The sequence below is a fragment of the Psychromonas sp. MME1 genome (assembly GCF_041080865.1).
In the GTDB taxonomy this organism is placed as follows: domain Bacteria; phylum Pseudomonadota; class Gammaproteobacteria; order Enterobacterales; family Psychromonadaceae; genus Psychromonas.
In genome coordinates this window covers 2,183,987-2,210,985 of sequence record NZ_CP160906.1, presented here as the reverse complement: position 1 = coordinate 2,210,985, position 26,999 = coordinate 2,183,987, and the positions used below count along the sequence as shown (strand labels likewise).

At 38.6% G+C, this 26,999-nt stretch carries 24 protein-coding genes and 2 pseudogenes; 9 read left to right on the top strand and 17 right to left on the bottom strand.

Annotation, left to right across the window (positions count from 1 at the left end):
* Positions 1-2: 2 nt before the first annotated feature.
* From xni to queF, 6 genes are all read right to left on the bottom strand, one after another.
* Positions 3-788, bottom strand: a complete 786-nt coding sequence (gene xni, locus AB2N10_RS10110) for a flap endonuclease Xni (protein ID WP_354623762.1) — start codon at positions 786-788, stop codon at positions 3-5.
* 2 nt (positions 789-790) lie between these two features.
* The gene (ppnN, locus tag AB2N10_RS10105; RefSeq protein WP_369433796.1) at positions 791-2,143 is read right to left on the bottom strand and encodes a nucleotide 5'-monophosphate nucleosidase PpnN; all 1,353 of its coding nucleotides are present in this window, start codon (positions 2,141-2,143) and stop codon (positions 791-793) included.
* Positions 2,144-2,292: 149 nt separating this feature from the next.
* Positions 2,293-2,748 (bottom strand): GGDEF domain-containing protein, encoded by a 456-nt coding sequence (locus tag AB2N10_RS10100; RefSeq protein ID WP_369433795.1) that lies wholly within the window; start codon positions 2,746-2,748, stop codon positions 2,293-2,295.
* A complete protein-coding gene (locus AB2N10_RS10095) occupies positions 2,745-3,758 on the bottom strand; it encodes a hypothetical protein (protein WP_369433794.1) in 1,014 nt (337 codons plus the stop codon). Before AB2N10_RS10095 ends, AB2N10_RS10100 begins: the two co-directional genes overlap by 4 nt.
* A 143-nt stretch (positions 3,759-3,901) precedes the next feature.
* Positions 3,902-6,091 carry a GGDEF domain-containing protein gene (locus tag AB2N10_RS10090; RefSeq protein ID WP_354623766.1) on the bottom strand — a complete coding sequence of 730 codons (2,190 nt, stop codon included), beginning with the start codon at positions 6,089-6,091 and terminating at the stop codon, positions 3,902-3,904.
* A gap of 32 nt (positions 6,092-6,123) precedes the next feature.
* Positions 6,124-6,978 carry an NADPH-dependent 7-cyano-7-deazaguanine reductase QueF gene (gene queF, locus AB2N10_RS10085; protein WP_369433793.1) on the bottom strand — a complete coding sequence of 285 codons (855 nt, stop codon included), beginning with the start codon at positions 6,976-6,978 and terminating at the stop codon, positions 6,124-6,126.
* A gap of 93 nt (positions 6,979-7,071) precedes the next feature.
* On the opposite strand from queF, the gene syd reads away from it, so the two are divergent.
* Positions 7,072-7,623 (top strand): SecY-interacting protein, encoded by a 552-nt coding sequence (syd, locus tag AB2N10_RS10080; RefSeq protein WP_354623769.1) that lies wholly within the window; start codon positions 7,072-7,074, stop codon positions 7,621-7,623.
* A 128-nt stretch (positions 7,624-7,751) separates the two neighbouring features.
* Positions 7,752-8,755: pseudogene (gene add, locus AB2N10_RS10075) on the top strand (adenosine deaminase).
* Between the two features lie 86 nt (positions 8,756-8,841).
* On the opposite strand, the gene AB2N10_RS10070 reads toward add, so the two are convergent.
* The 5 genes from AB2N10_RS10070 to AB2N10_RS10050 all read right to left on the bottom strand — a co-directional run bounded on the left by AB2N10_RS10070 (position 8,842) and on the right by AB2N10_RS10050 (position 14,090).
* On the bottom strand, positions 8,842-9,732 hold the full coding sequence (locus tag AB2N10_RS10070; protein WP_354623773.1) for a hypothetical protein: 891 nt from the start codon (positions 9,730-9,732) through the stop codon (positions 8,842-8,844).
* A gap of 328 nt (positions 9,733-10,060) precedes the next feature.
* On the bottom strand, positions 10,061-10,900 hold the full coding sequence (locus AB2N10_RS10065; protein ID WP_354623775.1) for an ABC transporter ATP-binding protein: 840 nt from the start codon (positions 10,898-10,900) through the stop codon (positions 10,061-10,063).
* Between the two features lie 25 nt (positions 10,901-10,925).
* Positions 10,926-11,921 carry an ABC transporter permease gene (locus AB2N10_RS10060; RefSeq protein WP_354623777.1) on the bottom strand — a complete coding sequence of 332 codons (996 nt, stop codon included), beginning with the start codon at positions 11,919-11,921 and terminating at the stop codon, positions 10,926-10,928.
* Between the two features lie 75 nt (positions 11,922-11,996).
* On the bottom strand, positions 11,997-13,382 hold the full coding sequence (locus AB2N10_RS10055; RefSeq protein WP_369433792.1) for a CmpA/NrtA family ABC transporter substrate-binding protein: 1,386 nt from the start codon (positions 13,380-13,382) through the stop codon (positions 11,997-11,999).
* A gap of 81 nt (positions 13,383-13,463) precedes the next feature.
* Complete coding sequence (locus AB2N10_RS10050) at positions 13,464-14,090, bottom strand: ANTAR domain-containing protein (protein ID WP_354623781.1); 627 nt, start codon at positions 14,088-14,090, stop codon at positions 13,464-13,466.
* A 294-nt stretch (positions 14,091-14,384) separates the two neighbouring features.
* Between AB2N10_RS10050 and AB2N10_RS10045 the strand changes: the two genes are divergently transcribed.
* Both AB2N10_RS10045 and AB2N10_RS10040 read left to right on the top strand, forming a co-directional pair.
* The gene (locus tag AB2N10_RS10045) at positions 14,385-15,008 is read left to right on the top strand and encodes a MarC family protein (RefSeq protein ID WP_369434668.1); all 624 of its coding nucleotides are present in this window, start codon (positions 14,385-14,387) and stop codon (positions 15,006-15,008) included.
* Positions 15,009-15,066: 58 nt separating this feature from the next.
* On the top strand, positions 15,067-15,393 hold the full coding sequence (locus AB2N10_RS10040) for an NGG1p interacting factor NIF3 (RefSeq protein WP_354623784.1): 327 nt from the start codon (positions 15,067-15,069) through the stop codon (positions 15,391-15,393).
* Here the strand turns inward: AB2N10_RS10040 and AB2N10_RS10035 are convergent.
* Positions 15,390-15,869 carry a YcxB family protein gene (locus tag AB2N10_RS10035; RefSeq protein WP_354623786.1) on the bottom strand — a complete coding sequence of 160 codons (480 nt, stop codon included), beginning with the start codon at positions 15,867-15,869 and terminating at the stop codon, positions 15,390-15,392. The two genes, AB2N10_RS10040 and AB2N10_RS10035, sit on opposite strands and share 4 nt — an antisense overlap.
* Before the next feature lie 94 nt (positions 15,870-15,963).
* Between AB2N10_RS10035 and AB2N10_RS10030 the strand changes: the two genes are divergently transcribed.
* Positions 15,964-17,148 (top strand): cystathionine beta-lyase, encoded by a 1,185-nt coding sequence (locus AB2N10_RS10030; protein ID WP_369433791.1) that lies wholly within the window; start codon positions 15,964-15,966, stop codon positions 17,146-17,148.
* A 147-nt stretch (positions 17,149-17,295) separates the two neighbouring features.
* Here the strand turns inward: AB2N10_RS10030 and AB2N10_RS10025 are convergent, their stop codons facing one another.
* Entirely contained in the window at positions 17,296-18,111 is an 816-nt protein-coding gene (locus AB2N10_RS10025; RefSeq protein ID WP_369433790.1) for a glucosaminidase domain-containing protein, read from the bottom strand.
* 244 nt (positions 18,112-18,355) lie between these two features.
* Here AB2N10_RS10025 and AB2N10_RS10020 point away from each other — a divergent pair.
* A pseudogene (locus AB2N10_RS10020) lies at positions 18,356-19,146 on the top strand (M48 family metallopeptidase).
* 116 nt (positions 19,147-19,262) lie between these two features.
* Here the strand turns inward: AB2N10_RS10020 and AB2N10_RS10015 are convergent.
* The 4 genes from AB2N10_RS10015 to AB2N10_RS10000 form a co-directional block, all read right to left on the bottom strand.
* Entirely contained in the window at positions 19,263-20,540 is a 1,278-nt protein-coding gene (locus AB2N10_RS10015) for an outer membrane protein transport protein (RefSeq protein WP_369433789.1), read from the bottom strand.
* A 250-nt stretch (positions 20,541-20,790) separates the two neighbouring features.
* Entirely contained in the window at positions 20,791-21,681 is an 891-nt protein-coding gene (locus tag AB2N10_RS10010) for a DMT family transporter (protein WP_354623791.1), read from the bottom strand.
* Between the two features lie 60 nt (positions 21,682-21,741).
* On the bottom strand, positions 21,742-22,494 hold the full coding sequence (locus AB2N10_RS10005) for a substrate-binding periplasmic protein (protein WP_369433788.1): 753 nt from the start codon (positions 22,492-22,494) through the stop codon (positions 21,742-21,744).
* Between the two features lie 111 nt (positions 22,495-22,605).
* Entirely contained in the window at positions 22,606-24,435 is a 1,830-nt protein-coding gene (locus tag AB2N10_RS10000) for an ABC transporter ATP-binding protein (RefSeq protein ID WP_354623795.1), read from the bottom strand.
* 266 nt (positions 24,436-24,701) lie between these two features.
* On the opposite strand from AB2N10_RS10000, the gene AB2N10_RS09995 reads away from it, so the two are divergent.
* The 3 genes from AB2N10_RS09995 to AB2N10_RS09985 are packed head-to-tail and all read left to right on the top strand — an operon-like array spanning position 24,702 to position 26,986.
* Positions 24,702-24,893 (top strand): hypothetical protein, encoded by a 192-nt coding sequence (locus tag AB2N10_RS09995; protein WP_354623797.1) that lies wholly within the window; start codon positions 24,702-24,704, stop codon positions 24,891-24,893.
* A gap of 17 nt (positions 24,894-24,910) precedes the next feature.
* Positions 24,911-25,903, top strand: a complete 993-nt coding sequence (locus AB2N10_RS09990) for an adenosine deaminase (RefSeq protein ID WP_354623799.1) — start codon at positions 24,911-24,913, stop codon at positions 25,901-25,903.
* 42 nt (positions 25,904-25,945) lie between these two features.
* Positions 25,946-26,986 (top strand): acyltransferase family protein, encoded by a 1,041-nt coding sequence (locus AB2N10_RS09985; protein ID WP_354623801.1) that lies wholly within the window; start codon positions 25,946-25,948, stop codon positions 26,984-26,986.
* Positions 26,987-26,999: the final 13 nt, after the last annotated feature.

Genomic DNA, 26,999 nt, shown 5'->3' with positions numbered 1-26,999 from the left:
CATCACATTTTTTCTTGATAGCGTAAATCGTGTAAGTTAAAGCCTAGGGTCATGGAGGTTTGCAGCGTTACTAGCTGCTTAGCAAGCAACGCCTGTTGTTGCTGTTGTAAAACTTTTTGGACGCGCTTGTCAGTTGTCTCGAGTGGTTGTTGTAAAATATTTTGTAAACTAGAATAGCTTTGTAACAATGCTAATGCTCCTTTACTACCGACCCCTTCAACGCCTTTAATTGCGCTGCCTGTGATACCTGTGATTGCCCAATAATCACATAACTGTTGACAGGATAACGTCATTTTATTTTTAACGCGTAGCGCATCAGTATAGGTTTGCTGAAAATAGTCATAGATAATGATATGGCTATTTAACAGCTGATAGAAGCCTTTGTCGGTTGATACAATAATGCATTTTTGTTGATTGTAGGCCATTTTATGTGCAAGGGTCGCGATAAGGTCATCCGCTTCATCCTGCTCAGTGACTAATGAGTCGACTCCTATTGCAAAGAATTGATCTTGTATCTGCTGTAAATTATTTTTTAGCAGGGAGGGGATCGGTTTTCGCCCCTGTTTATAGTTCGGATAGAGTTCATGACGCCAACTGTGGCTATGGCTATCAAAAACACAAATAGCATGGCTAGGTTGATGTAACTGTAATAATTTTTTTAATGCGTTACAGGCGGTTACTTCTGTTGCCAAAATGGCAGCTTGTGTTTCTCCATGTTGTTTTTCTTGTACGGCGTAAATGCGCCGCACAAGATTCATTGCATCTATTACAAGTAACGTTGATAGCATCTTTACTTGATAATCTCATAACAGGGGGTGTAAACCGAACCGGGTAATTTCATACGCCCTTGTTTAATAAAACTTTGTAGTAATTTATCAATTTTTTGCATTAGTGCTTTATCTCCTTTTATTTTAAAGGGGCCAAATTGCTCGACAGATTTGATCCCTTCATCTTTAACATTACCGCCTACAATACCTGAGAATAGTCGGCGCAAATTAGCGGCAAGTTGGTCGATAGGCTGATTGGCATCTAATTGAAGATTGGCCATATTTTCATGGTTAGGAATAAATGGGTGCTGAAAAGCATGATCTATTTTTAAAGACCAATTAAATGAGTAAGCATCACCAATGGCACGACGATAATCAGTCACTTTTTGCATGGATCTTTTAATAGTCTGTGCTACCAAGGCTGGGTCGGCTATGATTATTTCATAATGTTGTTGTGCTTCTTCACCGAGCGTATCGCCAATAAATTGATCTATTGCTTTAAAATAGGACTCACTCTCCTTGGGGCCCGTTAATATAATCGAGAAGGGCTGGCGTTTATTTTCAGGGTGCATCATTATCCCTAAAATATATAATAATTCCTCCGCTGTGCCGGGCCCGCCTGGGAAAATAATAATGCTATGAGCGATACGCACAAAGGCTTCTAGGCGCTTTTCAATATCAGGTAAAATAACTAATTCATTGACGATCGGGTTTGGTGGTTCAGCCGCGATAATACCCGGCTCCGTTAGACCAATATAGCGGCCATCATTGACACGCTGTTTTGCATGCCCAACAGCAGCGCCTTTCATTGGGCCTTCCATTGCACCCGGCCCACAACCGGTGCAGATATTAAGTTCTCTTAAGCCTAATTGGCTACCCACTTCTTGAGTGTAATGAAATTCGATATCATTAATTGAATGACCTCCCCAACATGCGATTACGGAAGGTTCTACACCTGCTCGTAAGGTATTGGCATTACGCAAAATAGAAAAGATCAAGCTGGTGGTCTGTGCAGAGTCATGTTCGTTATATTCAGAATGATAAATTTTTGAATTAACATATAAAATATCACGTAATACGGAGAATAAATTTTCTTGTATCCCTTTAATAAGCTCCCCATCGACAAAAGCCTCTTGAGGTGGATTTTTTAATTCAAGTTTCATCCCTCTCTCTTGGCGTAATACTTTGATTTCAAAATCGCTATATTTTTCTAAAATTTCTTTACTGCTATCGGTATGACTACCGGAATTTAATACCGCAAGAGAACAGTTACGAAAAAGTTGATAAATTTCACTGCTTGCACTGTGTGTTAATTGGTTTACTTCAAGCTGAGAAAGTAGTGCCATGCTGCCTACTGGACTGATATGGGAAATCATAATATGGCCTCTGTCTGTGATTAGATTTAATACCTATAGCATAAGCTAAAAAAATTTATTTACATTTTTATATTTAAAGCAATGAGTTATAGGTGCTACATCTTGATAAAAGAAATTGCACTTATTATCCGAATCTAGGGGTAAATAAGTTATGCTTCTTCTTTAAAAGTAATATAACGATCTCTGCCATTATCTTTAGCGTGGAAAAGTGCCTTGTCCGCGCGCTCAAAAGCTGTCTCAATACTATCCCTTTTTGTAAAGCTAGTGCAACCGATGGAAATCGTAATACTGATATTCTCTTTTTTGAATTTAAAGGGAATCGACCGTATTTTCTCACAGAGTTTATCTAATAAGTTCTGTGCTTGTTGCTGATTGGTCTCTGGTAGTAAAAGTACAAATTCATCACCACCGTAGCGAGCAATAAAGTCTGTATTACGCAATGATTTTTGTAGCATTAATGCCACGACACTAATTACTTTATCTCCTGCAACATGGCCAAAGGTATCATTTATTTTCTTAAACTTATCAACATCTATAATAGCGATGCTCAGGTCATTGTTATAACGGGTATAACGATTATATTCTATCGATAAACGTTCGTTCATGCGGCTCTATTGGGTATTTTTGTTAAGAAGTCTGTTTGTAATTGCTTCTGTTGATCTTTTAGTGTGCGTTGATAATGTTTAGTTTTATTCTGTAGATCTTTTATTTCCCGTGCCATGGTATGAAATTTTTGCAGTACTTGTGCCTGTTTTTGTTCGTCATCCGTAGCTTGTGTTAAGTAACTCATCGTTTCAATATAAGAGATGATACCTGCTTGTAAAGAAGAAAAATCGGTATGTTGTCGGACTTCATGGCTTAATCTATCGACTCGTTTGTGCATTTTTTTGATGCACTGAGATTGATCTGCGAATAATCCATCTGCTTGTTTAAGGTTGTCGGTAAAATCAATATTAAACTTTGTTAGACTGTCGTTAAGCGTGTAAAGAAAATGGCGGGATGAGCGCCGCTCTTCACGCGTGCTATCGATGATAATTTCAATGATACGGATACATGATTCAGGTAATTGCTGTAAGCAGGTACTTTTTTCCATTGTTTGATGGATATGCTTAATTTTATTCAAATAGGCACTGTCGATATCTAAGGAGAGAATGAGTCGTAGTAGTTCTTCATTGAACTCATAAAGTATCTGTTGACTATCAATATGCGGCACAAGGGAACTGCTTTTGTTATTCAATTGATTGATAACGCGTTGATATAGTCTGATTATTTCAGAAAGCTCATTATGGTGGTCAATAATGGTGTAGGGGCATTGAGTATTTTTTGTTTGTGTTAGCTTATTTAGAATAGCATCGGGTAATTCGGGAATTTTTTGTATCTGTAATTGCGATTGAGAAACTAATAAACGTCCCTCTGAGAGGGTTTCTTGTAATGGATATTCTGTTGCATCTAGCTCTTCTAAGCACTCTTTTGCTAGGGCTTGGGTGGTTGCATTAGATGCACTGTTTTGTAATTTATTTAATAAATTTACTTTGTAGCTATCAAAAGATTTGCTTTGTAGAGAGGCTCTTTCTAATAATTTTTTGAGTAAATTGATAACATCCACTGTTAACATAAAGGGTATTCCATTTCTAAAATTAAATTGCAAATATGATTATCAGTAACTTTGCTTATGGGGGCAAGGAACAGTAAATCATATTTACTATTAAAAGCACAATAATTAAATAATTTGTGTGAATCTAAGAGCAATTAAAACAATTAATCCTTTAGAGCTGGCCAGGTAAACGTATAGTCTGGGTGGCTACTATTGATTTTAATCAACCCTTTGTTAATTGCTATTTGCGTTGCATTCCATAAATCGCCATCTAAAAATGCAGGTTGTAGGTTATCAATTGCATAAAGTTCTACCCAGCTATTTTTATGTAAAGTGTGACCAATTTGATTCGCTGCAGACATCGCTAGAATGCTTAGTTTTAAGGTACGATTTGCAGACAGTGCTCTACTTGAATTTTTTAAAAAAGGAAAGGTAACAAGACCACAGGCGATACTATTATCTATCTGATTATCTTCACTAAAAACAGTAAAAAAAGTTTCTATTTGGTCAAATAGTGCTTGTGCTGAACCATATTCCTTTTGCTTACCCACAAACAGTATTTGGTTATCTCGTAATTGAAAAAATGCCATGTTATTGAGAAATTGTTTTTTTATGGCCGCACCAAATCGATGCTCTATTTTAGAAGCTTCATTACTGCCTTTTAATTCATTTAAATTATTTAAAAATGGGAAATTGACCAACATGTAGTAAAGAGGTTCACCGTCGTATAACGTATTGAAATTATTATTTCTTGCATATTGTAAAGGTAATTTAGTGCGTTTATGTATTGCTAATTGTTGCTGCTTGTGGCGATTACTTCTATTGAGATTTTTATTTCTGGTGACGGTATAAAAATATAGAACACTCACTAAAATTAATAGTAGTAATGCACAGTTAGCTAATGTCTTTTGTTCTGAACTAAGCTGCCGTAGGTGTGTATTCTGTGCTTCTAACTGTTCTTGATTTTGAGTTTTTTCAAAAAGTTGCAGCTGTTCGCTAATTTGTAATTGTTGTAATTCTAACAGCCCTTGTTTGATGCGATTCTGTAGCGCATGAAAGTTTTTAAAATGTAAAATGGCGAGCTGTAAATTGCCAGTTAGCTCATAGCTTAACGCTAACATTTCAAAGGCTTGTGCACGTAATGGTAGATATTTGTTATCACTTAGTTGGAGTGCTTTTTCGAGCTGAATAATCGCGAGAGCGGGATCCTTATTCATGATATTTAGCTGTGCAAGAAGTAATAAACACTCTATTTGAAAATGAGTTAGCTTTAAACGTTTAAAGTGGTAGCGTGCATTTTGTAGGTATTTTTGTGCGAGTTGAAACTGTTTAGCATCATTATCTTTTTGCCCATTGGCAAGATAGGTGCGACCTATCTCAAGATAAATATGTGGCAGTAGCGAGTTATGTTTATTTATTTGAACTAATTCAAGGGCATTAAAAAGATAAATGAGAGATTCATTAGTCCCATTTTTTTGTCTTTCTAAAATGGCATATTCGATTAGGCTATCTGCTTGTTTGACATTGTTTTTAGTTTTTAAATAAAATTCGATACGTTGTTTAGCAAAAACCAACGCCGTTGATATGCGATATTGTTTTGCATAAATTTCTACTAAACTTTTTTTTACTAAACCATTCAGTTCTACTAATGTATTTTGTTCTGCTAGTTTATTCGCTTGCATAAACGCTGAATTGGCGAGTTGTGGTTGATTGATTTGATTGTAATAGAGGCCGTAGTAATAGATCAACCAAGCCTTTAACTTGGAGTCATTATTGTCTTTTATGCGTTTTTTTATCTCTTCTAGGGCATTTAATGTATCTTGATATAAATTTTCCTGTAATGATAAATTAACGATGGCAAAGAGTATCTCTATGGTGAGATTAGGCGAATCAGAAAAAGCCCCAGTTTCAAGGTTATTTAGGCTATCATGTAACATTTTTAATAGTGTTGAGTTGGTTAGCTGCGACCTATTTTGTGGTGGTATGGTTAAGGCAATTAAATTTAATATATTGATATTGTCACGAGTAAAACCATTATTTTGTAAAATGGGATGCAATAAGTTAATTGCATCTTCGTAATTTTCTAATTGTGTATAGCAAAATGCCAGTAATTGCACCGCGCCTAGATTGGCTATTTTCTTAGGCACATTGTCATTGTGCTGTGGCCATGAATTTAATTCGAAATATTTTTGTTGGCTAATATAACGCTTGGTTTTTTCTACGCAATTTAATGGATCATTATAACGATCATTACTCGCCTCTCTCAATGGCATACTAACCGATGTTTCTACCAGTTCAAACGCACCTACAGTGAGGCTGATTTGCAATAAAAATAGCGCAAACATTGTGCGCATATATAAGCCAATATATTTCATAACATCCGATTTTATTGTCGTAATAAACGTAGATTATTAACACTTTCGATGCTGTTCGTCGATCGTAATGGGTTGATATCTAAACCACCTCGGCGAGTATAACGCGCATAGACTGAAAGCGAATCTATTTGTGCAAATTTCATGAGGTCGCAGTAAATTCGTTCGACACACTGCTCATGGAATTCATTATGCTGACGAAATGATATTAAGTAACGTAATAATTTTTCTCTATCAAGCTTTTGTCCTGTGTAGCTTATTTCTACACTTCCCCAATCCGGTTGGTTAGTGATTAAACAGTTTGATTTTAAAAGATGTGAATATAATGTTTCTGTCACTATTTGATTACCACCAATGTCCTGCAAGTAGTCACTTGTGAATTGGTAGTTATTAACCGCTATATCCAAATCATCGATGCAATGCCCCTTGAAGGTGCCTAACTTATCCGTAAATTTATCTAAATTGTCATTAATTTCAACACGCACGCTTTTGTTGGCGACCTTTGACAAATCTGTTGTTAATCTTTCTTGCACTTCAGTGAGGCAAGAAAATTGAGTTTGATTAAAGCTATTTAGATAGAGTTTAAAAGATTTTGATTCAATTAAGTTGTCACTATCAAAGGGGATAGTGACAACCGCCGTTGCAACAACCGGTTTACCTTTGCTATTTAACCAAGATAATTCATAAATATTCCATAAATCATAGCCAACAAAGGGTAAATTATCGGCGCTTATTTTTAATTCATCGCGATTCAAACTACGGGGATCCTGTAACAAAGACGCATCATAGTGATCTTTATATTCACTGTTCTTTCCTAGAGAGAGGTTTTGTAATGCGCTACTATTTTTGTAAAGGTGCTTATCGGTCATAATGGGATCGCTTTTTGAAATTTTTCAGCTAATTAAATTGAGTTTGAGTATACAATAATGCCATTGTAAACAAACTATAGAAATATTCGAGCAATGAATACTCCAACTGAGCAACAATTATTGGCACTTTTAGATCGTCAAAAAGCGCTTTGGCAAAGTGAAAAAAAGTGTCTTCCTCAATTGCCCTTTGATGAACAATGGCGATCACCCTGTGAAGTCGGCGAAGAGCAGAACGGTTATATCTCTTGGGCAGCGGTTAAGCGTGACACAAATACGGATTTGCATAATATCGAAGAAGCACTGGGTATCGAGCTTCATCCTACGATCAGCGTTTTCTTTTGTAGCGTCTATGCGGGGGAGTTACCCTGTACCTTTGATGGTCATCCCATTCAATTAATTCAAGTTTGGAATGAAGAGGATTTTAGGTTATTACAGGAGAATATGATTGCTCATTTTATGATGCAAAAACGGTTAAAAAAACCAGCGTCGATGTTTATTGCCAGTTGTAGTGATGAGATGCAGATCATCTCTATTTTAAATGAAACAGGGCAAGTACAGTTAGAGACACTTGGTAAAGGGCAGGAAGCTGTTTTGGCGGAAAATTTGGCTGATTTTTTAGCACAATTAACCCCTGTTATTGAATAACAACAGATTTTGTAATGAATATGCTTCACTCCTGTTAAAAGTAACCGATTAGTTATTTTTACTAGAGACATGCGCAGTCGGTACTCCCTATACTGTAAGTAGCATTTCGCTTTCAGGGAGATAGAATAATGATTACTAAAACACTGCCGTTAACCGATTTACATCGCCATTTAGATGGCAATATTCGTATTAATACCATTTTGGAGTTGGGACAGCACTTTGCATTAGCGTTGCCTGCAAATACTATTGAGGCGCTTCGTCCTCATGTTCAAATTGTTGAAACTCAGCCCGATTTACTTGGATTTCTTGCAAAATTGGATTGGGGGGTAGCGGTATTAGGTGACTTAGATGCGTGTCGTCGTGTTGCCTATGAAAATGTTGAAGATATAAAAAATGCGCAAATTGATTATGCTGAATTGCGTTTTTCGCCTTATTATATGGCGCTTAAACATAACTTGCCCCTTGCCGGTGTTGTTGAAGCCGTTGTCGATGGTGTGCAGGCCGGTGTCGAGATTTTTCTGTAAAGGCCAATTTAATTGGGATTTTAAGTCGTACCTTCGGTCAACATGCTTGCCAGCAAGAACTCGATGCGTTGTTAACACAAAAAGATAAGTTAGTAGCCATCGATTTGGCGGGGGATGAACTTGGACAGCCGGGGGATTTGTTCACTCAACATTTTCGTCGTGTTCGCGATGCTGGCTTACAGGTTACCGTGCATGCCGGTGAAGCCGCTGGTGCTGCCAGTATTTGGCAAGCGATTACTGAATTGGGGGCGACGCGAATAGGCCATGGTGTTAAGGCGATCGAAGATCTCCGTTTGATGGAGTACTTAGCGACGCAGCAAATAGGTATTGAATCCTGTATCACTTCGAACATACAAACAAGTACGGTAAAAAGTTTTGCCGATCACCCCATCCATCATTTTTTACAGCAGGGGGTGCGAGCTTGTTTAAATACCGATGATCCCGCTGTCGAAGGTATTGAGTTAGCGCATGAGTACCACATAGCATCTAGTAAAGTAGGGTTATCTGAGGGCGCGATTCGTCAAGCGCAGGTCAATGGGTTGGAATTGGCTTTTTTATCTGTTTCTGAGAAACAGGCATTACGGGCAATCGCGGCTAAACGTGGTTAATTTGTTATTGATGGCCATTTTACCTTTGCTACGTCAAGGTGCATAGTCAGCAAGAGCAATAGCCCTATGTTGTAAGTGATTAACGCTTATCTATAGTGACCTCTTGCTCTTGTCTCCGAACTAATGGCTGATGAAGCATCTTGAGGTGATTTAGGGCTCTGTTTTTTTGTGCTAATGCCTGTTTGTAGTTCATCGATATAAATATCAAATTTATCCAATACTATATCTAATGCTGAGGTCGCCAAATTAAAAAAGGCTTCAGCGGATATGTCCACTCTTTCACTTAATATTTTCCTATTGATTGTCTGTAAAAGTTCTTTTAACAATTGTGTATTGAGCGCATGGTTTTGCTGTGTTAAAAATTTATCGATGCAGTTTTGTAGATAATTAAGCTTTATTTTTTGAGAGGGGGAGTAAATTTTAGCCGCTGCGATGCTGGTTCCGATTGCTCGAACTTGTCCGATATGTTCTGCCGTGGTCAGTAATTGTGACCAGAGAAAGTTGGCGTTATCTTTATCACTGGTCAGCAGTTCCTGTAAATGATGATTATCTGCGCACTCTTCTATAAGATTAAGTATATTAATAATTAAGTTGCCATGTTGTCTAAAGTTATGAGAGCTTTCATATTTTGTATAATTAATGGAAAGACGTAACCAGTGATCATTTATGCCGTTCCAAATTTGATTGTCGCTGACCCATCCCTTTTTAATATTTATCTCTTTTATCTGTTTATTTATCGCTTCCTTAATGATATTTATGCGCGGTAATAATGAGCTGTCTCCATGTAAATAGCCCATGGTTAAGCCTCTGTGCTGTTGGATATTAGTCAATAACGCTTTAAAGGTTTTTAACCAGAGCAGCCCCTGTAAATAACGTTGTTTTTGATTTTCCTTTATTTTTCTTTGGTGAAGAAAAAGGGGCAGGAAAGTGACGCTAAAAATTAGCAATAACAATATGGCTATATTAATGAATGACATGGCAATCTCCATCATCGACTATAAATAAGCTGCGTTGGTCTGTGACATCGTCAATATGAATACCAATCTGCGTAACTGTTCGAGCTTATTGGTTAGAATAATAAGTAGCTGGGTTGCATTCAATCGTAATAGTCTGCTATTACTCAATCATGCGCCTTGCTCTCTCTCTTTTCCTTAACAAGCTATGACTACAATATTATCCAGATTGGTATCATCCCCTAATGGTAAGAGAAGGTTTGTTTTGTGCTGCATTTTGCTGCGCAAGTAAGCGAGTGACATTTAACGGCAACTCTAACTAGAATGCTAACCTTGTTTATCACTTAATTGTTTAAGCCGTTGCGCTATTTATTGCCGCTTTTTTTACCGTTGCTGGTTTGATCATTTCGACTTTACGTTGTTTCTCGTATAGGAAGGTTAATACCTCAGAGCGCAGTCGGTTGTATTCGGCGTCCTTAGAAAGGCTCAGTCTGTCTCTTGGGCGTTCCAATTCAACTTGCAATATTTCACCAACCGTTGCCGCAGGCCCATTGCTCATCATGATGATCCGGTCTGAGAGCAGCACTGCTTCATCAACATCATGGGTTATCATTATTACCGTATTATTGAGTTCATTTTGAATTTCCATTAGAGAATCTTGCATGTGCGCCCTTGTTAGTGCGTCTAATGCGCCGAAGGGTTCATCCATAAGTAACACTTCGGGTTGCATTGCTAGCGCGCGAGCAATACCTACTCGTTGCTTCATGCCTCCGGATATTTCACTCGGGCGCTTATCCATAGCATGATCCATATGTACTAGTTTGAGGTTATGCTCTATCCACTCGCGTTTTTCAGACTTGTTCATTTTTCCGGCAAAAACCTCATTAACCGCTAATTCAACATTTTGATATGCTGTTAACCAAGGCAACAGCGAGTGATTTTGAAAAACCACTGCGCGTTCCGGTCCCGGTTCCCTCACTTCTCGACCATTGAGTATGATGCCACCTTTAGATGCTTGATAAAGACCTGCGACGACATTTAGTACCGTGGATTTTCCACAGCCAGAATGGCCAATTAATGAGACAAACTCTCCTTTTTTTATTTGTAAATCAACATCCTTAAGGGCTGTGAAATCGCCAGTCGGTGTTGGGAAAACCATATCAATATGGCTAATATCAAGAAATGCTTTCATTATTATTATCCTTAATGTGAATGCGTTAAACGGTGACCGTCGATTTATCCCAAGATGCCATACGTTGTAATTGCAACATGCCTCTATCGAGAATAAAACCAATGAATCCAATGACAATGACCGCCGCCATAATACGGGCTAATGAATTTGAACTGCCATTTTGGAATTCGTCCCAGACAAACTTTCCTAGCCCTGGATTTTGTGCCAACATTTCGGCGGCAATAAGTACCATCCAAGCAACGCCAAAGGATAAACGCATGCCGGTAAAGATCATTGGTATTGAAGCGGGTAGGACAATTTTTTGAATATGTTTGTGCATCGGTAGACGCAATACACGGCTGACATTTTTTAAATCTTGATCTAGTGTAGATACACCAATCGAAGTGTTAATGACCATTGGCCACAAACTACATAATGTTACCGTCATCATTGAGTTGAGAAATGATTTTGATAACATGGGATCATCGGAAATATACAGCGCACTGACCACCATCGTCACCAACGGTAACCATGCAAGCGGTGATACAGGCTTAAATATTTGTATAATAGGGTTGACCGCTGAGTTTAAGTTTTTACTTAATCCCATTGCAATACCTAATGGAATTGCAATAATTGCTGCGAGTAAAAAGCCACTACTCACGGTAATTAAACTGGTGACGATTTGATCGAAAAAAGTCTCTTTACCCGTGTATTTTCGATCCTTTGCTTGATAGCTTGGATCTTTGGCTATTCTGGCATTATTGCGTACCTCTTGGCGTTGGTAGAACTTTTGTGCTTTTTCTCTTTCCGTTTGATGCTCATCGTATAATGTCTGAAATTGTTGTAAAACAGCCGTTGGGCCAGGAAAATCGCCCAATGATGTGTGAATGTTTTTGGCTGTAATTGTCCATAGTAGTAAAAATATCGTAATACCTAAAAATGGCAGAAGTAGTAACTGACAAACAGACTTAAATAGGCGTTGTAGATTAGCGCTAGAAGATGTCGCTGTGACTAATTTATTGGTCAGTGAGCTAATTGTCATAATAAATCATCCTTTTGGTTAGACCAACATTTGTTAAGCGGTTGGTCTAACTGATTTGCTGTTATTTTGCTGAAATTACAGTTTGTTATCTTTTTTAAGACCAATTTTAAAAGAATCTATGTAAGCATTTGGTGTATTGCCGTCATAAACTAAATTGTCAATAAAGTGTGTTTGTGGTGCTCTAAAACCGGTTTCTGTTTTAAAGTCAGGAAAGTCTTTTGCATCGGCTAACTTCTCCTCAATTAATGATTGTGCTGCTAATTGGTATATATCAGGACGATAAACTTTTTTCGCTAAATCCTTATACCATTGGTCGCTTTTTGCCTCTGAAATTTGTCCCCAGCGACGCATTTGTGTTAGATACCAAATTGCATCGGAATAGTAGGGGTAGGTTGCGTTATAGCGGAAGAATACATTGAAATCTGGTACTGAGCGTTTATCTCCTTTTTCATATTCAAACGTCCCTGTCATGCTGTTAGCGATAACATCATAATCAGCCCCCACGTAATTTGACTGCGATAATATTTTGACCGCTTCAGGGCGATTAGCATTATTGTTATCATCTAACCAAATCGCCGCTCTGATCAGTGCTCGGGTTAAGCGAATGGTGGTATTCGGATATTTTTTAGCAAATTCAGCCGTTACGCCAAACACCTTTTCGGGATTGTTTTTCCATATCTCATAATCGGTAACAACGGGTACGCCAATACCTTTGAATACCGCTTGTTGATTCCAAGGTTCACCGACGCAGTAGCCGTATATTGTGCCCGCTTCTAAAGTGGAAGGCATCTGTGGTGGTGGCGTCACAGAAAGGATTGCATCGGCACTAATGTGGCCACTTGTATCGCCTTTGTGGGGAGCATAGTATCCGGGATTAATGCCACCAGCTGCTAACCAATAACGTAGTTCGTAGTTATGCGTAGAAACGGGAAAAACCATACCCATATTAAAGGGTTTACCCTGTGCTTTGTAAGCATCGACGACAGGCTTTAATGCATCGGCTTTTATCGGATGAACGGGCTTCCCATCAGCTTGCTTGGGGATATGAGGTTTCATTTGAGCCCAAATGTCATTCGATACGGTAATCGCATTACCGTTTATATTGATGGAGAAGGGCGTAATAATGTCTGCTTGAGTGCCATATCCCATCGTTGCAGCAAGGGGTTGTCCTGCTAGCATATGTGCGCCATCTAGAGTGCCATCAATTAAGCCGTTGAGTAAAACCTTCCAGTTAGCTTGCGCTTCGATAGTGACGTATAGCCCCTCATCTTCAAAGTACCCCTTTTCATAGGCGATGGCGATAGGCGCCATATCGGTGAGCTTGATGAAGCCGAATTTTAGTTCATCTTTTTCTGGCATGCCTAGCTTTTGACTTTGCGCAGTAGCAATCAGCGAAGCTGAAATTGCAAAGCTTATGATTAATTTCTTAAATACAGATTTAATCGGTTTTGTCCCACTCATAGTAAAGTCCTTTTATTCTTATTTAATGTTGTATGATTAATAGTATTGTGGCGAATGTTCTTATTTTTATATTGTCACCTCCTAGTGCTTTATTTTTATCTGTAACAGACCGCTGACTTCAATAACGTTATGCGCAATAACCGCTAAGGATTGCCCATTATCTATTGCCATTTGGCGTAAGTTTTCATCTGCTTGCTGCTCTGATATGTTTTTTTGTTGCATAAGTAATCCTTTTGCTTGTTCTAATAATTTTCGTGTTATCAGCTCTGTCTTGGCCTGCTCTAATGCTTCACGCAGTGCTTGATGTTCTACAAATCGTTGTTGTGCCACTGAGATGATGCTATTGAGGCGATCAGCTGGCACCTTATCGACGATATAACTACTGACGCCTGCTTTTATTGATGCTTGCATTGATAGGGGGCAATCTTTTTCAGCAAAAATAATTACGTTTAATGGCGCTAATTGATGTATTTTTGCCAGTTCATGTAATGTTTTTTGGCTAGGCTGAACAATGTTGAGGAGTAGTAAATCGGGTTCATATTTACTGATCTCCTCATAAAGAGTCGTTTCCCCATGAAGGTGCTTACAAATAACATATCCAGAATTTTCTAGCGTCTGTTTCAAAATAGAGTGATGCGTGAACTGCTCCTCCACCAGCAAAATAGAATTACTTTGATGTTGATGATTTTCTCTATCTGTCTTATTCATTTCATTGCCCATCAATTTAATTAATAAATGCGTAACAATTATTTAACACTCTCTTGTTGGGTTAATAGCAAATCTGATGCCACTTATTTATTTTCTTTAATATCAGTGTGTTGCTTTGTTTTGTGGTTTTTTAGTATAGATAGATGCACCACGGTTAATGATTTTTAATCGAATTGCACCAGAATGGTTAGCATGTGGGAAGTCGGTAAGTTTTTTTAGGGTATTGATTATTTGGCTTTTTTTTTTGTTACTATTATAGTTTTTAACTGTGAACTTTTTATTAGAGGAAAAATGATGAGTGATTTTATAAACCATGCGGTGACGGTTTTTTTGGGTTTTTTTGCAATTATGAATCCAATTGCCAACACTGCGATTTTTGCAGGTTTGGTGGCGGAACGAAATCGCCCCGAACAGATTAAAATAGCGATCAAGTCGTTGTTTGTTGCCTTTTTAGTGATTGTTGCATTTGCTGCCCTTGGTAAGGCTATCTTCCATCTTTTTGGGATCACTATGCCAGCCTTACGAATTGCCGGAGGTATTTTGGTCTTCTTGATTGGTTATCATATGTTACAAGGTAGTAATTCTAAAATGCATGATTCAGAGTCAGCCGATGAAGATGATGATATTGCTATTTCACCGCTGGCTGTACCTCTTTTAGCGGGGCCAGGAACAATAGCGACAGCGATGAATTTTGCAGCTTCAAAGGGGATGACTGAAGTTGGGCTGACGATTGCCATGTTTGCCGTGCTTTGTTTGATAACCTTTGTCTGTTTTATGTTTAGTGCCAGAATTGTCGCTGTTCTTGGTAAAGGTGGGTTAAGTATTGCCACTCGTTTAATGGGATTGATTCTTGCTGTTATTGGTATACAGATGCTTTTAGAAGGTATCTCAGGTTTTGTTCATTTTATTAACCTGTAGTATGGTGTTGGTTTACTCTCTCTCATATTAAATGAAATTGTTTATGTAGGGGAATTGTTTGTATCAACTTATTTTTTATGTGCCTAGCACTCATCTTGAGCAAGTTAAAAGCGCGCTTTTTAAGGCTGGGGCTGGAAAAATAGGCCATTATGATTGTTGTGCTTGGCAAACTTTAGGTACTGGTCAATTTAGACCGCTCTCCGCTAGCTCCCCGTTTTTGGGGAACATTGATCAGTTAGAGTGTGTCGCGGAGTATAAAGTCGAAATGGTTTGTGCTAAGGCATCAATAAAAAACGTTTTACAGGCGTTGATTGCTGAGCATCCCTATCAAACACCAGCTTATAGCGTCCACGCTATGATGACCTTAGCGGATTTTGATGATTAATGTTCAGGCTGAGTATGTTCAATAATGAACGCTTTTGCCTGTTCACTGATTGTGCTTTTGGAAATATAATGGCTTCCCCCATTGTTAGCTATTAACAGTAATCCTTTGCTTGTCTCTTCAACGTTAGCAATATCTCCCCAAAGCAGTTGACTGTTATTGTATACACTTTTTATTTCAATGCCTTTATCATCAATAATTAAATGGATAGTATTGCCTGAATTTCTGCTCCATACCTGTCTAGTAAGCCACCACGCTCGTCGATAGCGAAAGCTAAACCACTCTACTATGACCAATGCTAAGAGAAAGTAGCCTAATATATCTTCATCATCAGTGAAAATAAAAATGGCAATAGCCGCAGCAATGAGTAGTGCCATAAATTTATATCGTGGCGTCTTATTTTTGCTAAATGGTAAAGATTCATCATAGCACTCTTGCAGATGTTCGCGGTTGAGTGAAAACTCTGATTGAAAACGCATAGTTAGGCCTTATACTGTTCATCGATTATTTAAATGGTAACATGTTTTTACTAAATAACGCGATGTTAGCAATATTTAAAGGTGGAAGAATAAAATGGAAAAAGAGACAAAAATAGTGAGTCTAGGCCGCGATAAAAAATGGACCAATGGGGCTGTGAATCCGCCTGTATTTAGAGCTTCAACTATTTTATTTGCAAGCATGGAAGAGATGAATTACGCGGCTAAAAATCGTGCCAATGGTGAACCTTTTTACGGACGTCGCGGTGGGCCAACTCACTTTGCCTTCCAGGCTGCAATTTCTGAACTCGAAGGCGGGGTGGGAACTGCACTCTACCCATCGGGCAGTGCAGCAATCAGTGCGTCATTATTGAGTTTTTTAAAGTCTGGTGATCATCTATTAATGGTTGATAGTGTTTATGAACCGACTCGTGCGTTATGTGACAATTTATTAGCCGGATTTGGTATTGAAACAACCTATTATGATCCATTGATTGGTGCGGGTATCGTTGATTTAATAAAAGAGAACACCAAGGTGTTATTTTTGGAATCTCCGGGCTCAATTACCATGGAAGTGCAAGATGTACCGACATTAAGTGCGATTGCACATGATCACGATATGGTTGTGATGTTAGATAATACCTGGGCATCACCTATCAATTCTCGCCCCTTTGATATGGGGGTTGATATATCAATTCAAGCTGCAACTAAGTACATTGTTGGGCATTCTGATGTGATGATAGGTACAGCCACTGCCAATGAAAAATGTTGGGATCAACTTCGTGAGAATAGCTATTTGCAAGGGCAATGTACTTCTCCTGATGATGTGTATCTAGCTAGTCGCGGTTTACGCACACTGGCTGTGCGTATGGCGCAACATGAAAAAAATGCACTGCAGGTCGCTAACTGGTTAGCTGAACGACCAGAGGTCGATAGTCTTCGTCACCCCGCTTTTCCTAGTTGCCCAGGACATGAATTCTTTAAACGTGATTTTAGTGCTTCGAATGGGTTATTTTCTTTTATTTTAAAAGAGGGAAATCAACGGGCTGTGACCGCTTTTGTTGAGAATATGAAACACTTTAAAATGGGGTTTTCATGGGGAGGTTATGAAAGTCTTATTTTAGGTGTGTTTGGCATTGATAAATTGCGTAGTGCAACACAATGGGATAGCAGTAAACCTCTTATTCGTTTGCATATTGGCCTTGAAAATGTTGATGATTTAATTGCCGATTTAGAGGCCGCTTTTGTGCGTTTTAATGGTGCATTAAATAACGGTAAATAAAGAGGTAAAGAAGCGTACTTTAGTACGCTTCTATTTGTCGCCATGGGGCGCGTTTATTATAATAGATGACCTATTCGTTAATTAAATGGATAAGTGGCTCTTTAGCTAGATGGGCTTTATCAATTTGTTGCAGTTTGTTATGGCTTATCATAGCTCGTATCCCGTCAATATATGCTTGCCCACGTTCCAGTAGTTATGCAGCGTACCCGCTAAGAGGTAACCTGTGATCGATTTTTTTTCAGCGCGTAATTTACTGCGTAAAGTGCGTAAGCTTTGATAAGCATTATTGCTGTTAACATTTAGCATATAAGCCTCAACGGAAGCGAGTGGGCTATCAAAACGTGCCACACCATAATTCCCCAGCTCGCTTCTTTGTGCCAGGGGCTTCATCCCTTTACCGGTAAAATCCCATTGACCAAAAAAGGCATTGCCCTCTAGGGTAAAACGAGATGTTGCCCAACCACTCTCTTCAGCGGCTTGTGCCAGCACGAGGGAGGGCGGTAGGATATCAACGCGTTTTAATAATGTTTTACGCGCATTTTCATCGATCTGTTTTGTTTGATCGTCAATCACTTTATATTTTAATGCGAGATCTCTTAGTTTTTCTGAGTTTAATGGACTCGTTTTGACTATTTTTCGTTCAGCTAAAATTTGTTCGTTGGCCATCAATGCAAGTGGTGCCATAAGGCGAAAAAAGACCATTTTTTTCGTTTGTACTGGTAGGTTTTTTGAGCTTTCAGCCCATTTTTCTCCAACGCCTGCAAATGTCATTCTAGGGATTTCATGATTTCCCTCAGTCCATTGCTGATCGGTGTATTGGTATTTATCAAATAAGGTATATAAATCATCTAATGAAGAAATAGGCACATTGATGACTTGTTTATCACTGTTTTCAGAGCAAGCTGTGATAAACAAGCCTCCTGCGATAACTAAAGCAATGCAAGCGAATAGGCGTTTTTTCATAGTATGAGTTCCTCGTTTATAAAAATTATTTTATGGTGAGCTGGATAACATGAGCCATATAATATTCCCAGTGAACGTTATTTGTTTACAAATCATATTAGTTCAAATTTTTTACTATGGCTGCGTCACGAAATGGAGTGGATTATAATTGAATTAGGCGATTTGTGTTTTTTATTTATTAAATAGTTATAATAGCGAATAGGATCAATACTTATTTTACAATACTTATGGAAGGAGTCCCCCTATGCGCCCATTGCGTCCTCTATTTAAATTTTCGTTACTTGCGGTAATATTAGGAGTGGCGGCATGCTCTAGTTCTCCGACGGGGCGGCAGCAAGTTTTACTGTTTTCTGGTAACGATATGTCACAACTTGGAGCACAATCATTCTCTGAGTTAAAAAAACAGGAGAAGATTGAGAGCGATCCTAAAATAAATAAGTATGTACAATGTGTTAGCTACGCAATTACCCGCACGTTGCCTGCACCCAAAGATTTTAACGAGTGGGAGGTGGTGGTATTCGATAGTGAACAAGTTAATGCTTTTGCATTACCAGGGGGGAAAATAGGTGTATATACGGGTCTTCTTAATGTAGCTAAAAATCAAGATCAGTTGGCCACGGTCATTGGCCATGAAATTGCTCATGTCCTTGCTAATCACGGTAACGAAAGGCTATCTCAAAGTCAGGTAGTCGATATGGGGTTACAACTTTCTAGCGCCGCAATGAGCGGAAGTGAATATCAAGGCATGGCGATGGCCGGACTTGGGCTAGGGGCTCAATATGGGATTCTTATGCCCTATGGTCGAGCACAGGAGTCTGAGTCTGATATTCTTGGTTTACGTTTAATGGCTGCAGCCGGGTTTGATCCGCAGCAGAGTGTGGAGTTATGGAAAAATATGGCAGCGGCTTCGGGGGGGACCAACCCCCTGAGTTACTCTCAACACATCCATCTCATTCCACTCGAATTGAAGATTTACAAAAAGAGATTGCCAAACTTTCTATAACCCCTGTCAAACGTCAAAATTGTCAGCAATAAGATTGTAATGACCATAATATTTGTCAGGTGCTCGCTCAGGTGTTAGAGCGTGTTGTGACACGAGGGGATGCGAGGTTGATAACGATAAATCAACCTCACTCTATTTTTGATTTTAGTTAAAATTGCTGGCTATATTGTAGCGCGAGTAGTATTGCATTGGCATGCGTCGTTGCATGTAAGTCAGATATTTCTACACCGTCACTTTCCGTTGATTCATTTACCTTGACGTCTTTACCCAGTAAGTAAGTTGCACCAAAATCAACATTTGCGTTCTCATCAATATGGTAGCTAACACCTGCTGAGAACCATTGGCAATCTGAGTCCGGTACAGAGACTGATGTGACTTTATTTTGTGCGCTCTGATCGTACATATAGCCGCTACGTAGTGTCCATTTACTGTTTAAGTAATAGGTTGCGCCTAAGGAAAAATGCATGGCATCTTGCCACTCATAATTATTAATTGTCGCAAACTCTTTTGAATCTAGCGTATCGAAGGCAGACCAACCTATCCATTGCACGCTATAGTGGACGGCAAATTGTGTTTGTGGAATATGGTGATAACCAGAAAATTCAGCCATATCCGGTAAGGGTACATAGACGGTATCATTGTGCTGTTCAGCTCCATTATAGCTAACATCCCCCTTGCCATGAACTCTGGGGCTGTAACGATAGGATAAACCGAAACGGTTATTTTCATCGAGTTCAAATACAGTGCCAATATTAAACCCCAAACCGACACCCTCAATATCCGCATCTAGTACTTTTTTGGATTGCAAGATAGAACCATCGATGGGTGAGTATACGTTGAGATTACGTTTCAGTTTGCCTTCGCCATATATGACATCTAATCCTGCGCCAAAGCTCCATTGACTATTTAAACGGTAAGCGCCACTTAGTCCTAAATTGATCGTTTTAAGTTCAGTGTGTCCTCCGTATTCAGAAGCGACAAAAGTATTATTAAACTCAGTCTTTGTGCCAAAGTTTGAGTAAAGATTAACGCCGACTGCAAACCTTTCATCAATAGGTACGATTAAATGGATATTCGGTGCGTATGAAGTATCACCGGCATTGTTATAGTCAGCGCTATCTCGGTAACCAACACCGGGAGCAATGATATGTTGTTGGTTATACGTTGCATCTTTTACTTGAATATCCGTCTTTATCAAATTTAAGCCCAAGGAGAGTGATGTTTTTTTAAATAACATCATTGCCGCGGCGTTTCTTGCCATAACCGAAGCGTTATCGGCAATTACAGCATCACCGGCAAAAGCGCGTCCTAATCCCGTTGCAGACTGGGCATTTAGCTGAAACCCAGCTGCATAAAGAGGTTGAAAGAGAGTGCTTGATAGGGCGGTCATCAGCAAAGATTTTTTAACATATCTGATATTTTGCATTATCCGTTTAATTACCTTCTTTACTTATATTAATATAGTGGGTGGGGGATAGGTGTTGCTGAAAAATAATATAGTCGCTGCTAAACAATAGCTATATTGTAATACTCATGGTGTGTTTAAATGTTAACTTTTTGTGAGTTATTTATAATTTATTTGTTGCTCTCTTTATTCCGATTGCTATTAGAGACGGCTCCAGACTTATTTAGCCTAGATTATTGAGTTTGATAGCGTTATCTGATTGAGGTGAAAGTTACCTTGATTTGTTACTTTTTATTTGTTGAATCAGCAATCCGCTGATAATAAATAGTAAGCCAACAATGGTTGCAGGATAGATGGGCTCTTTAATTATCCAATTTAGTAATAACAAAGAAATAAAGGGAGATATGAAAATTAAGTTACTTATTTGCGCTGTATTTTGTGCATAACGCAACGCCGTTAACCATGCCACGAAAGCAAAACCCATTTCAAATAAACCAATATAAATAGCACCTATCCATCCTTGCCAATCTGGCATGATAAAATCACTCATTAACGGGGTAGCAATGATAATTACTGGTAGAGCAAGTACAAAAGAGAGTAGTAACGATACAATAGGATCTGCGCTATTTTTACTATTTAAAATCCAATACATGGCCCATAATAGCGTACTAAACAGTGCAAGAAAGACCCCTAGTGGGCTGCTGAAATTTAAACTTAATAACTCACCTCTGGTGGCGATAATCATCGCGCCAAAGTAGCCAAGTAGAATTGCTGCAATATCTTTTTTATGTAATTTTTGCCCGAGAAAAGGAACTGCTAAAATGCTCAAGGTTATTGCCCATGTGTAATTTAGCGTTTGCGCTTGTTGTGCAGGCAATAAATCGTAAGCAGCAAATAGGATCAAGTAGTAAAGAAATGGATTAATTAAACCCAGGGTTAAATAGTAAAAGGGCCTCTTTAAGAAGTAATGTTTAACCAGATGGAGTTTATTTTGTAGATAACAGATACAAGTCAATGCCAAAATGGTGGTGCTTGAGGAGACAAGTAGCATCTGTATGGGAGAAAAGTAAGCGAGGGTAAGCTTAAAAGCGCTAGCAACAGTGGACCACATTAACACTGCCGTCAATGCAAAGAGTATCGCTTTTTTTTGATTCTTTATCATGTTTAAGGGCTGCTACATTACAGGTGATATGGATAGGCTAGCATAGTCAAATTGGGTGGATTAATATAAATATTTTTTCTCAATCGCTTTAAACACCCCATTTTCACGTGCTTTTTTCATTGATTGATTAAATTTTTTAAGGAATGCTTTGTGATTACTTTGTTTAGAGAAGCCCAAGTAGTTAGGATTGACAAAAAATTTTTGGGGTGAGATATAAAGCAGCCTTTTCAGGCTAAGCATCTCTGGATTATCATCAAAGACACTATTAAAGGCATGCAAGCCAGGGCTAATAATAGCGAGATCGATGCGCTCTTTAGCGACCAATTTTAAGCGGTGAGCGGGATTGCCATTATCAGCGATAAAAGTGAATACATTATCTTTTATCGCCTGTTCAAATTCATCGCTATACATTGCACTGCGTGATGCAGCCAATTTTTTTTCACTTAAATCATTGATATTTTTGTAATTAAGCGGTGAGTTGATGTGGCTTACTAACAAAATATCTTCATTATACATCACGTCTGAATAATCAATAAGCTGCTCTCGAGCATGAGTAAATGAAAGACCAATTACCCCTCCTTTTCTATCAAGCATATTTTTATAGGCGCGTGCCCATGAGGATAAATGATAGCTGAATTTGCAGTTTATATCTGCACCGATGTAATCCATCATATCAATCAAAATCCCCTTAGCTTGGCCATTTTCTAAGTAGACTTTCGGTTTCATATTTTCATTGGCAAAAATATTCACATGACACGCGAACACGTCTGTTATGGGTAGCAATAAAGATATAAAAATGGCCGGGATTTTCATTGCATCTAATTCTCTAATAAAATTAATTATTTATACTATAGCGCTATAATGTTGCAAATATGTAAAATTTATTTGTATTTTTATGTAAATCTACATTTAATAACTTTAAATTTAGTCAATACCTAAAAAACCGCCAGTTTGATGAGCCCATAATTGGGCATATACGCTATTTTTGTGGATTAGTTCTTCATGGCGGCCTTGTTCAATAATCTTACCATTATCAAGGACAATTAAGCGATCCATCGCGGCAATAGTTGACAAGCGATGTGCAATAGCAATAACTGTTTTCCCCTGCATCAGTTCATACAAACTTTCTTGAATAGCGGCTTCAACCTCTGAATCGAGTGCTGAGGTTGCTTCATCTAATACTAAAATAGGGGCATCTTTAAGTAGCACGCGAGAAATTGCAATACGTTGGCGTTGACCTCCAGAGAGTTTAACGCCTCGCTCACCAACCTGTGCATCATAGCCTTTATTGCCTTCACTATCGGTTAATTCGAGAATGAAATCATGTGCTTGAGCCTGTTTGGTGGCTTTGATCATATCTTCTTCGCTGGCATCTGGGCGTCCGTAGAGAATATTCTCTCGGATGGAGCGATGTAATAGTGAGGTATCCTGGGTGACCATGCCGATTTGAAGACGCAGACTCTCCTGTTGAACCTGTTTGATGTCTTGATTGTCGATGATTATCTGCCCTTGTTCAAGGTCATAAAAACGTAATAGTAAATTGACCAGTGTTGATTTTCCGGCACCTGAGCGTCCGACTAAGCCTATTTTCTCTCCTGCTTTAATGGATAAGTTAAAGTGATCGATGACACCTTTTGCCTCACCATAATGAAAACTGACATTATTAAAGTTTATACGTCCATCAGTAACGGTTAATGGTGGGGCATTGGCTTCGTCCTCAATGATATTGGGTTTAGCCAAGGTAGACATACCATCTGCTACGGTGCCGATGTTTTCAAATAACGCGCTTAATTCCCACATTATCCATTGTGACATACCATTAAGGCGCAGGGCTAAGCTGATAGCGATAGCGATTGCACCAACGGTAATCGCACTTTGCATCCATAGGGCGATTGCAATTGCTGTAATGGAAAATGCCAACAGATAATTGGATATTTGTACGGAGACGCTAATGCCCGTTGCTAAGCGCATCTGTCGATATACTGTTTGCAAGAATTCTTGCATACCCTGTTTGGCGTACTGTGATTCTGAATCCGTATGAGCGAATAATTTTACCGTTGAGATATTAGTATAGCTATCTACTATACGTCCTGTCATCGTTGAACGGGCATCGGCTTGCTCCGTGGAAACCCGTTTTAAACGCGGGATAAAATAATATTGCAGTGCAGCGTATACGATAAACCAAACTAACATGGGAATGGCTAACCGTAGGTCAGCTTTGGCTATCATAACGACCATGGCAATGAAGTAGACAAAAACATAAACGAGGACATCTAATAATTTCATCACGGTTTCACGCACCGCGAGTGAGGTTTGCATCACTTTAGTGGCTATTCTTCCGGCAAAATCATCTTGGTAAAAAGAGACACTTTGCTTAAGCAGATAGCGATGTGCAAACCATCGAATTGACATCGGGTAATTCCCTAATAATACCTGATGCACGACCAGTGCATGTAATAGGGTTAATAGGGGAATGACGACGAGTATTAATATCGTCATTAATAGCAATGTGGAGCCTTCATCCTGTAGTAATGTTTCAGGGTTTTTACTGACTAACCAGTCCACTAATTGCCCCATAAAAGCAAATAAGGAAACTTCAAGAATAGCTAATAAAGCCGACAAAATGCTCATAATGAGCAGTGCTATTTTATAGCCTTTGGTGTAATGCAAACAAAAAGCAATTAAAGTATTGGGGGGCTGTGATGGAGCCTCATCATTGAGTGCTGGCACTAATCTTTCAAAAAACTTAAACATACCTATTCCTTATATTTTTGACACGCTCATTGGATAGCGTGATCTTGTGCCAGTTAACCTTGTTGCTTTTTGGATACTATTATACATAAGTATCTGATCTATCTTGTTGGTTAAAATAATAGATAACAGCATTGCATTCAATCGTAATAGGTTGCTCTTACTCAACCATGCGTCTTGCGCTGTATCATTTATCCTCTACAGGCTATGACCATAATTATGCGAATTAATGGTATTAGAAAGCATAGTATTATAATTAAGGAATAAGAATGACTAAAATAAAACGCACTGTAACTATTTTTTTATCGCTATTGATTATTGGCTGTGGGGCAGAAGAGCCAAAACAAGTGATTATTCCTGATGTACAGTTAGATGCGTTGCAGAAAGCTAAAAATTTACAAAATGATCTACAAAAAATGCAGCGTCAGCAACAAGCTAAATTAACCGAGCAGGGGTTGTGAAAATTGAAAGGATGATTATGCAACAGAATAATTTTGAGTGGATAAATAAATTACCGAAAGTAGAGCTGCATATACACCTTGAAGGTAGTTTAGAACCCGAGTTGATGTTTGCATTAGCTAAACGCAATAATGTCGCCATTCCCTACGCTTCTATTGATGAGGTGAAGTGTGCTTATCAATTTAATAACCTACAAGATTTCTTAGATATTTATTACCAAGGTGCGAATGTCTTAATTGATGAACAAGATTTCTATGATTTAACTTGGGCATATTTACTAAAATGTAAAGAACAAAATGTGATTCATGTGGAGCCGTTTTTTGATCCTCAAACACATACTGCACGTGGCGTTGATTTTGCTACGGTTATCGGTGGTATTGACCGTGCTTTGCAAGATGGAAAAAGCAAACTCGGCATAAGTAGTGAGCTCATTATGTGCTTTTTACGTCATCTTAGCGAAGAAGATGCCTTGGTTACGCTACAGCAAGCCATGCCTTATCTAGATAAAATTATCGCCGTTGGTTTAGATAGTTCGGAAAATGGGCATCCTCCCGAAAAATTTACTCACGTTTTTGCTAAAGCAAGGGGGCTTGGATTATTAGCCGTTGCCCATGCGGGTGAAGAGGGGCCCGCAGAGTACATCTGGAGTGCATTAAATGATTTGCATGTTGCGCGTGTTAATGCCATCAGTGACCCCGTACTGATGACACACTTACGAGAAAAGCAGATCCCATTAACGGTTTGCCCATTATCGAATACTAAATTGAAAGTATTTGCAGATATGGCTGACCACACCATATTACAGATGTTATCCCAATGTATTTGTGTGACGGTTAATTCAGATGATCCTGCCTATTTTGGAGGGTATCTAACAGAAAACTTTATGGCCTTAGCCAATTCTTTAAGCATGACCGAAAAACAGGCTAAACATTTAGTGGTAAACAGTATTAATGGTAGCTTTACTTCTCTTAAAAATAAGCATCAAATGCTTGAGAAGTTGCTAGCCTATTAATAGTTATCAATATTTATCTTAATTTATTTTACAAGGGATCACATGAAGTCAACGAGCTCTTCTATTTTTTATATCGACTTATTGCGCACAATGGCCGCCTTTGCCGTTGTTTCTATTCATGTTTTAGGGCCATTTCGTTATCTATATGGTGATATTCCCGAATCAGATTGGTTAGCTGCGATGGGCATTAATAGTGTCACGCGTTGGGCTGTACCTGTGTTTGTGATGATAAGTGGTGCGCTGTTGTTATCTAGTCAGCGCCCCTTTAACTGCGAAGTATATCTGAGCAAACGTATTTCGAAAGTTGTTATTCCATTTGTTGCTTGGACCTTAATTTATGCTTTTATTGCTGGATTTATGGTAGATGATCTGTTTACTGGGATCTGGTCTAGCGAGATAACGTGGTCGATGATTGCAGCGTCACCCAATGATCCAACGTGGTATCATCTCTGGTTCTTTTATGATTTTATTCCGCTCTATTTTTTAATTCCCTTGTTACAGCCGATATTAAAAAAATTGCCCGAGGAGTTGTACAAATTCATTGTGGTTATTTTTCTGTTACTGTTTTTAATGAAATGGCTGAAAGTAGAAAGTTTTCTGCAAGAAAATCTTATTTTATATACGGGGTACTTGTTGCTCGGGCACTATCTATTTAGCCATGATAACAGTCAAACACGTAAATACTGGTTAATTGCAGGCGTGGCAATGTTGTTATTAAACTTCTTTGGCAGTTGGCAATTAACTATAGATACAGGTGAATATAGTAGTTTTTATATGGGTTATAAAACGCTCAATACAGCGGTTATTGGCGCGATGATCTTTGTCTATGCGCAGCATTATGGGGATAAAATAGAGGGCAAGTTACGTGCCTTGATATCGCTCATTGCTAAATATAGTTTGGGAATTTATCTGCTACATCCAATACTATTAATTCCTGTACGTCATTTAGATAATGGTTTTTATCAATTTTTTCACAGCAATTGGTTGGCGATTCCTCTGCTAACCATTGTGATACTTTTTATCTCTTTGCTATGTACAATGTTGTTAGCAAAAATACCTGTGGTGAAACATCTTTTACCCTAAATAAGGAGATGAT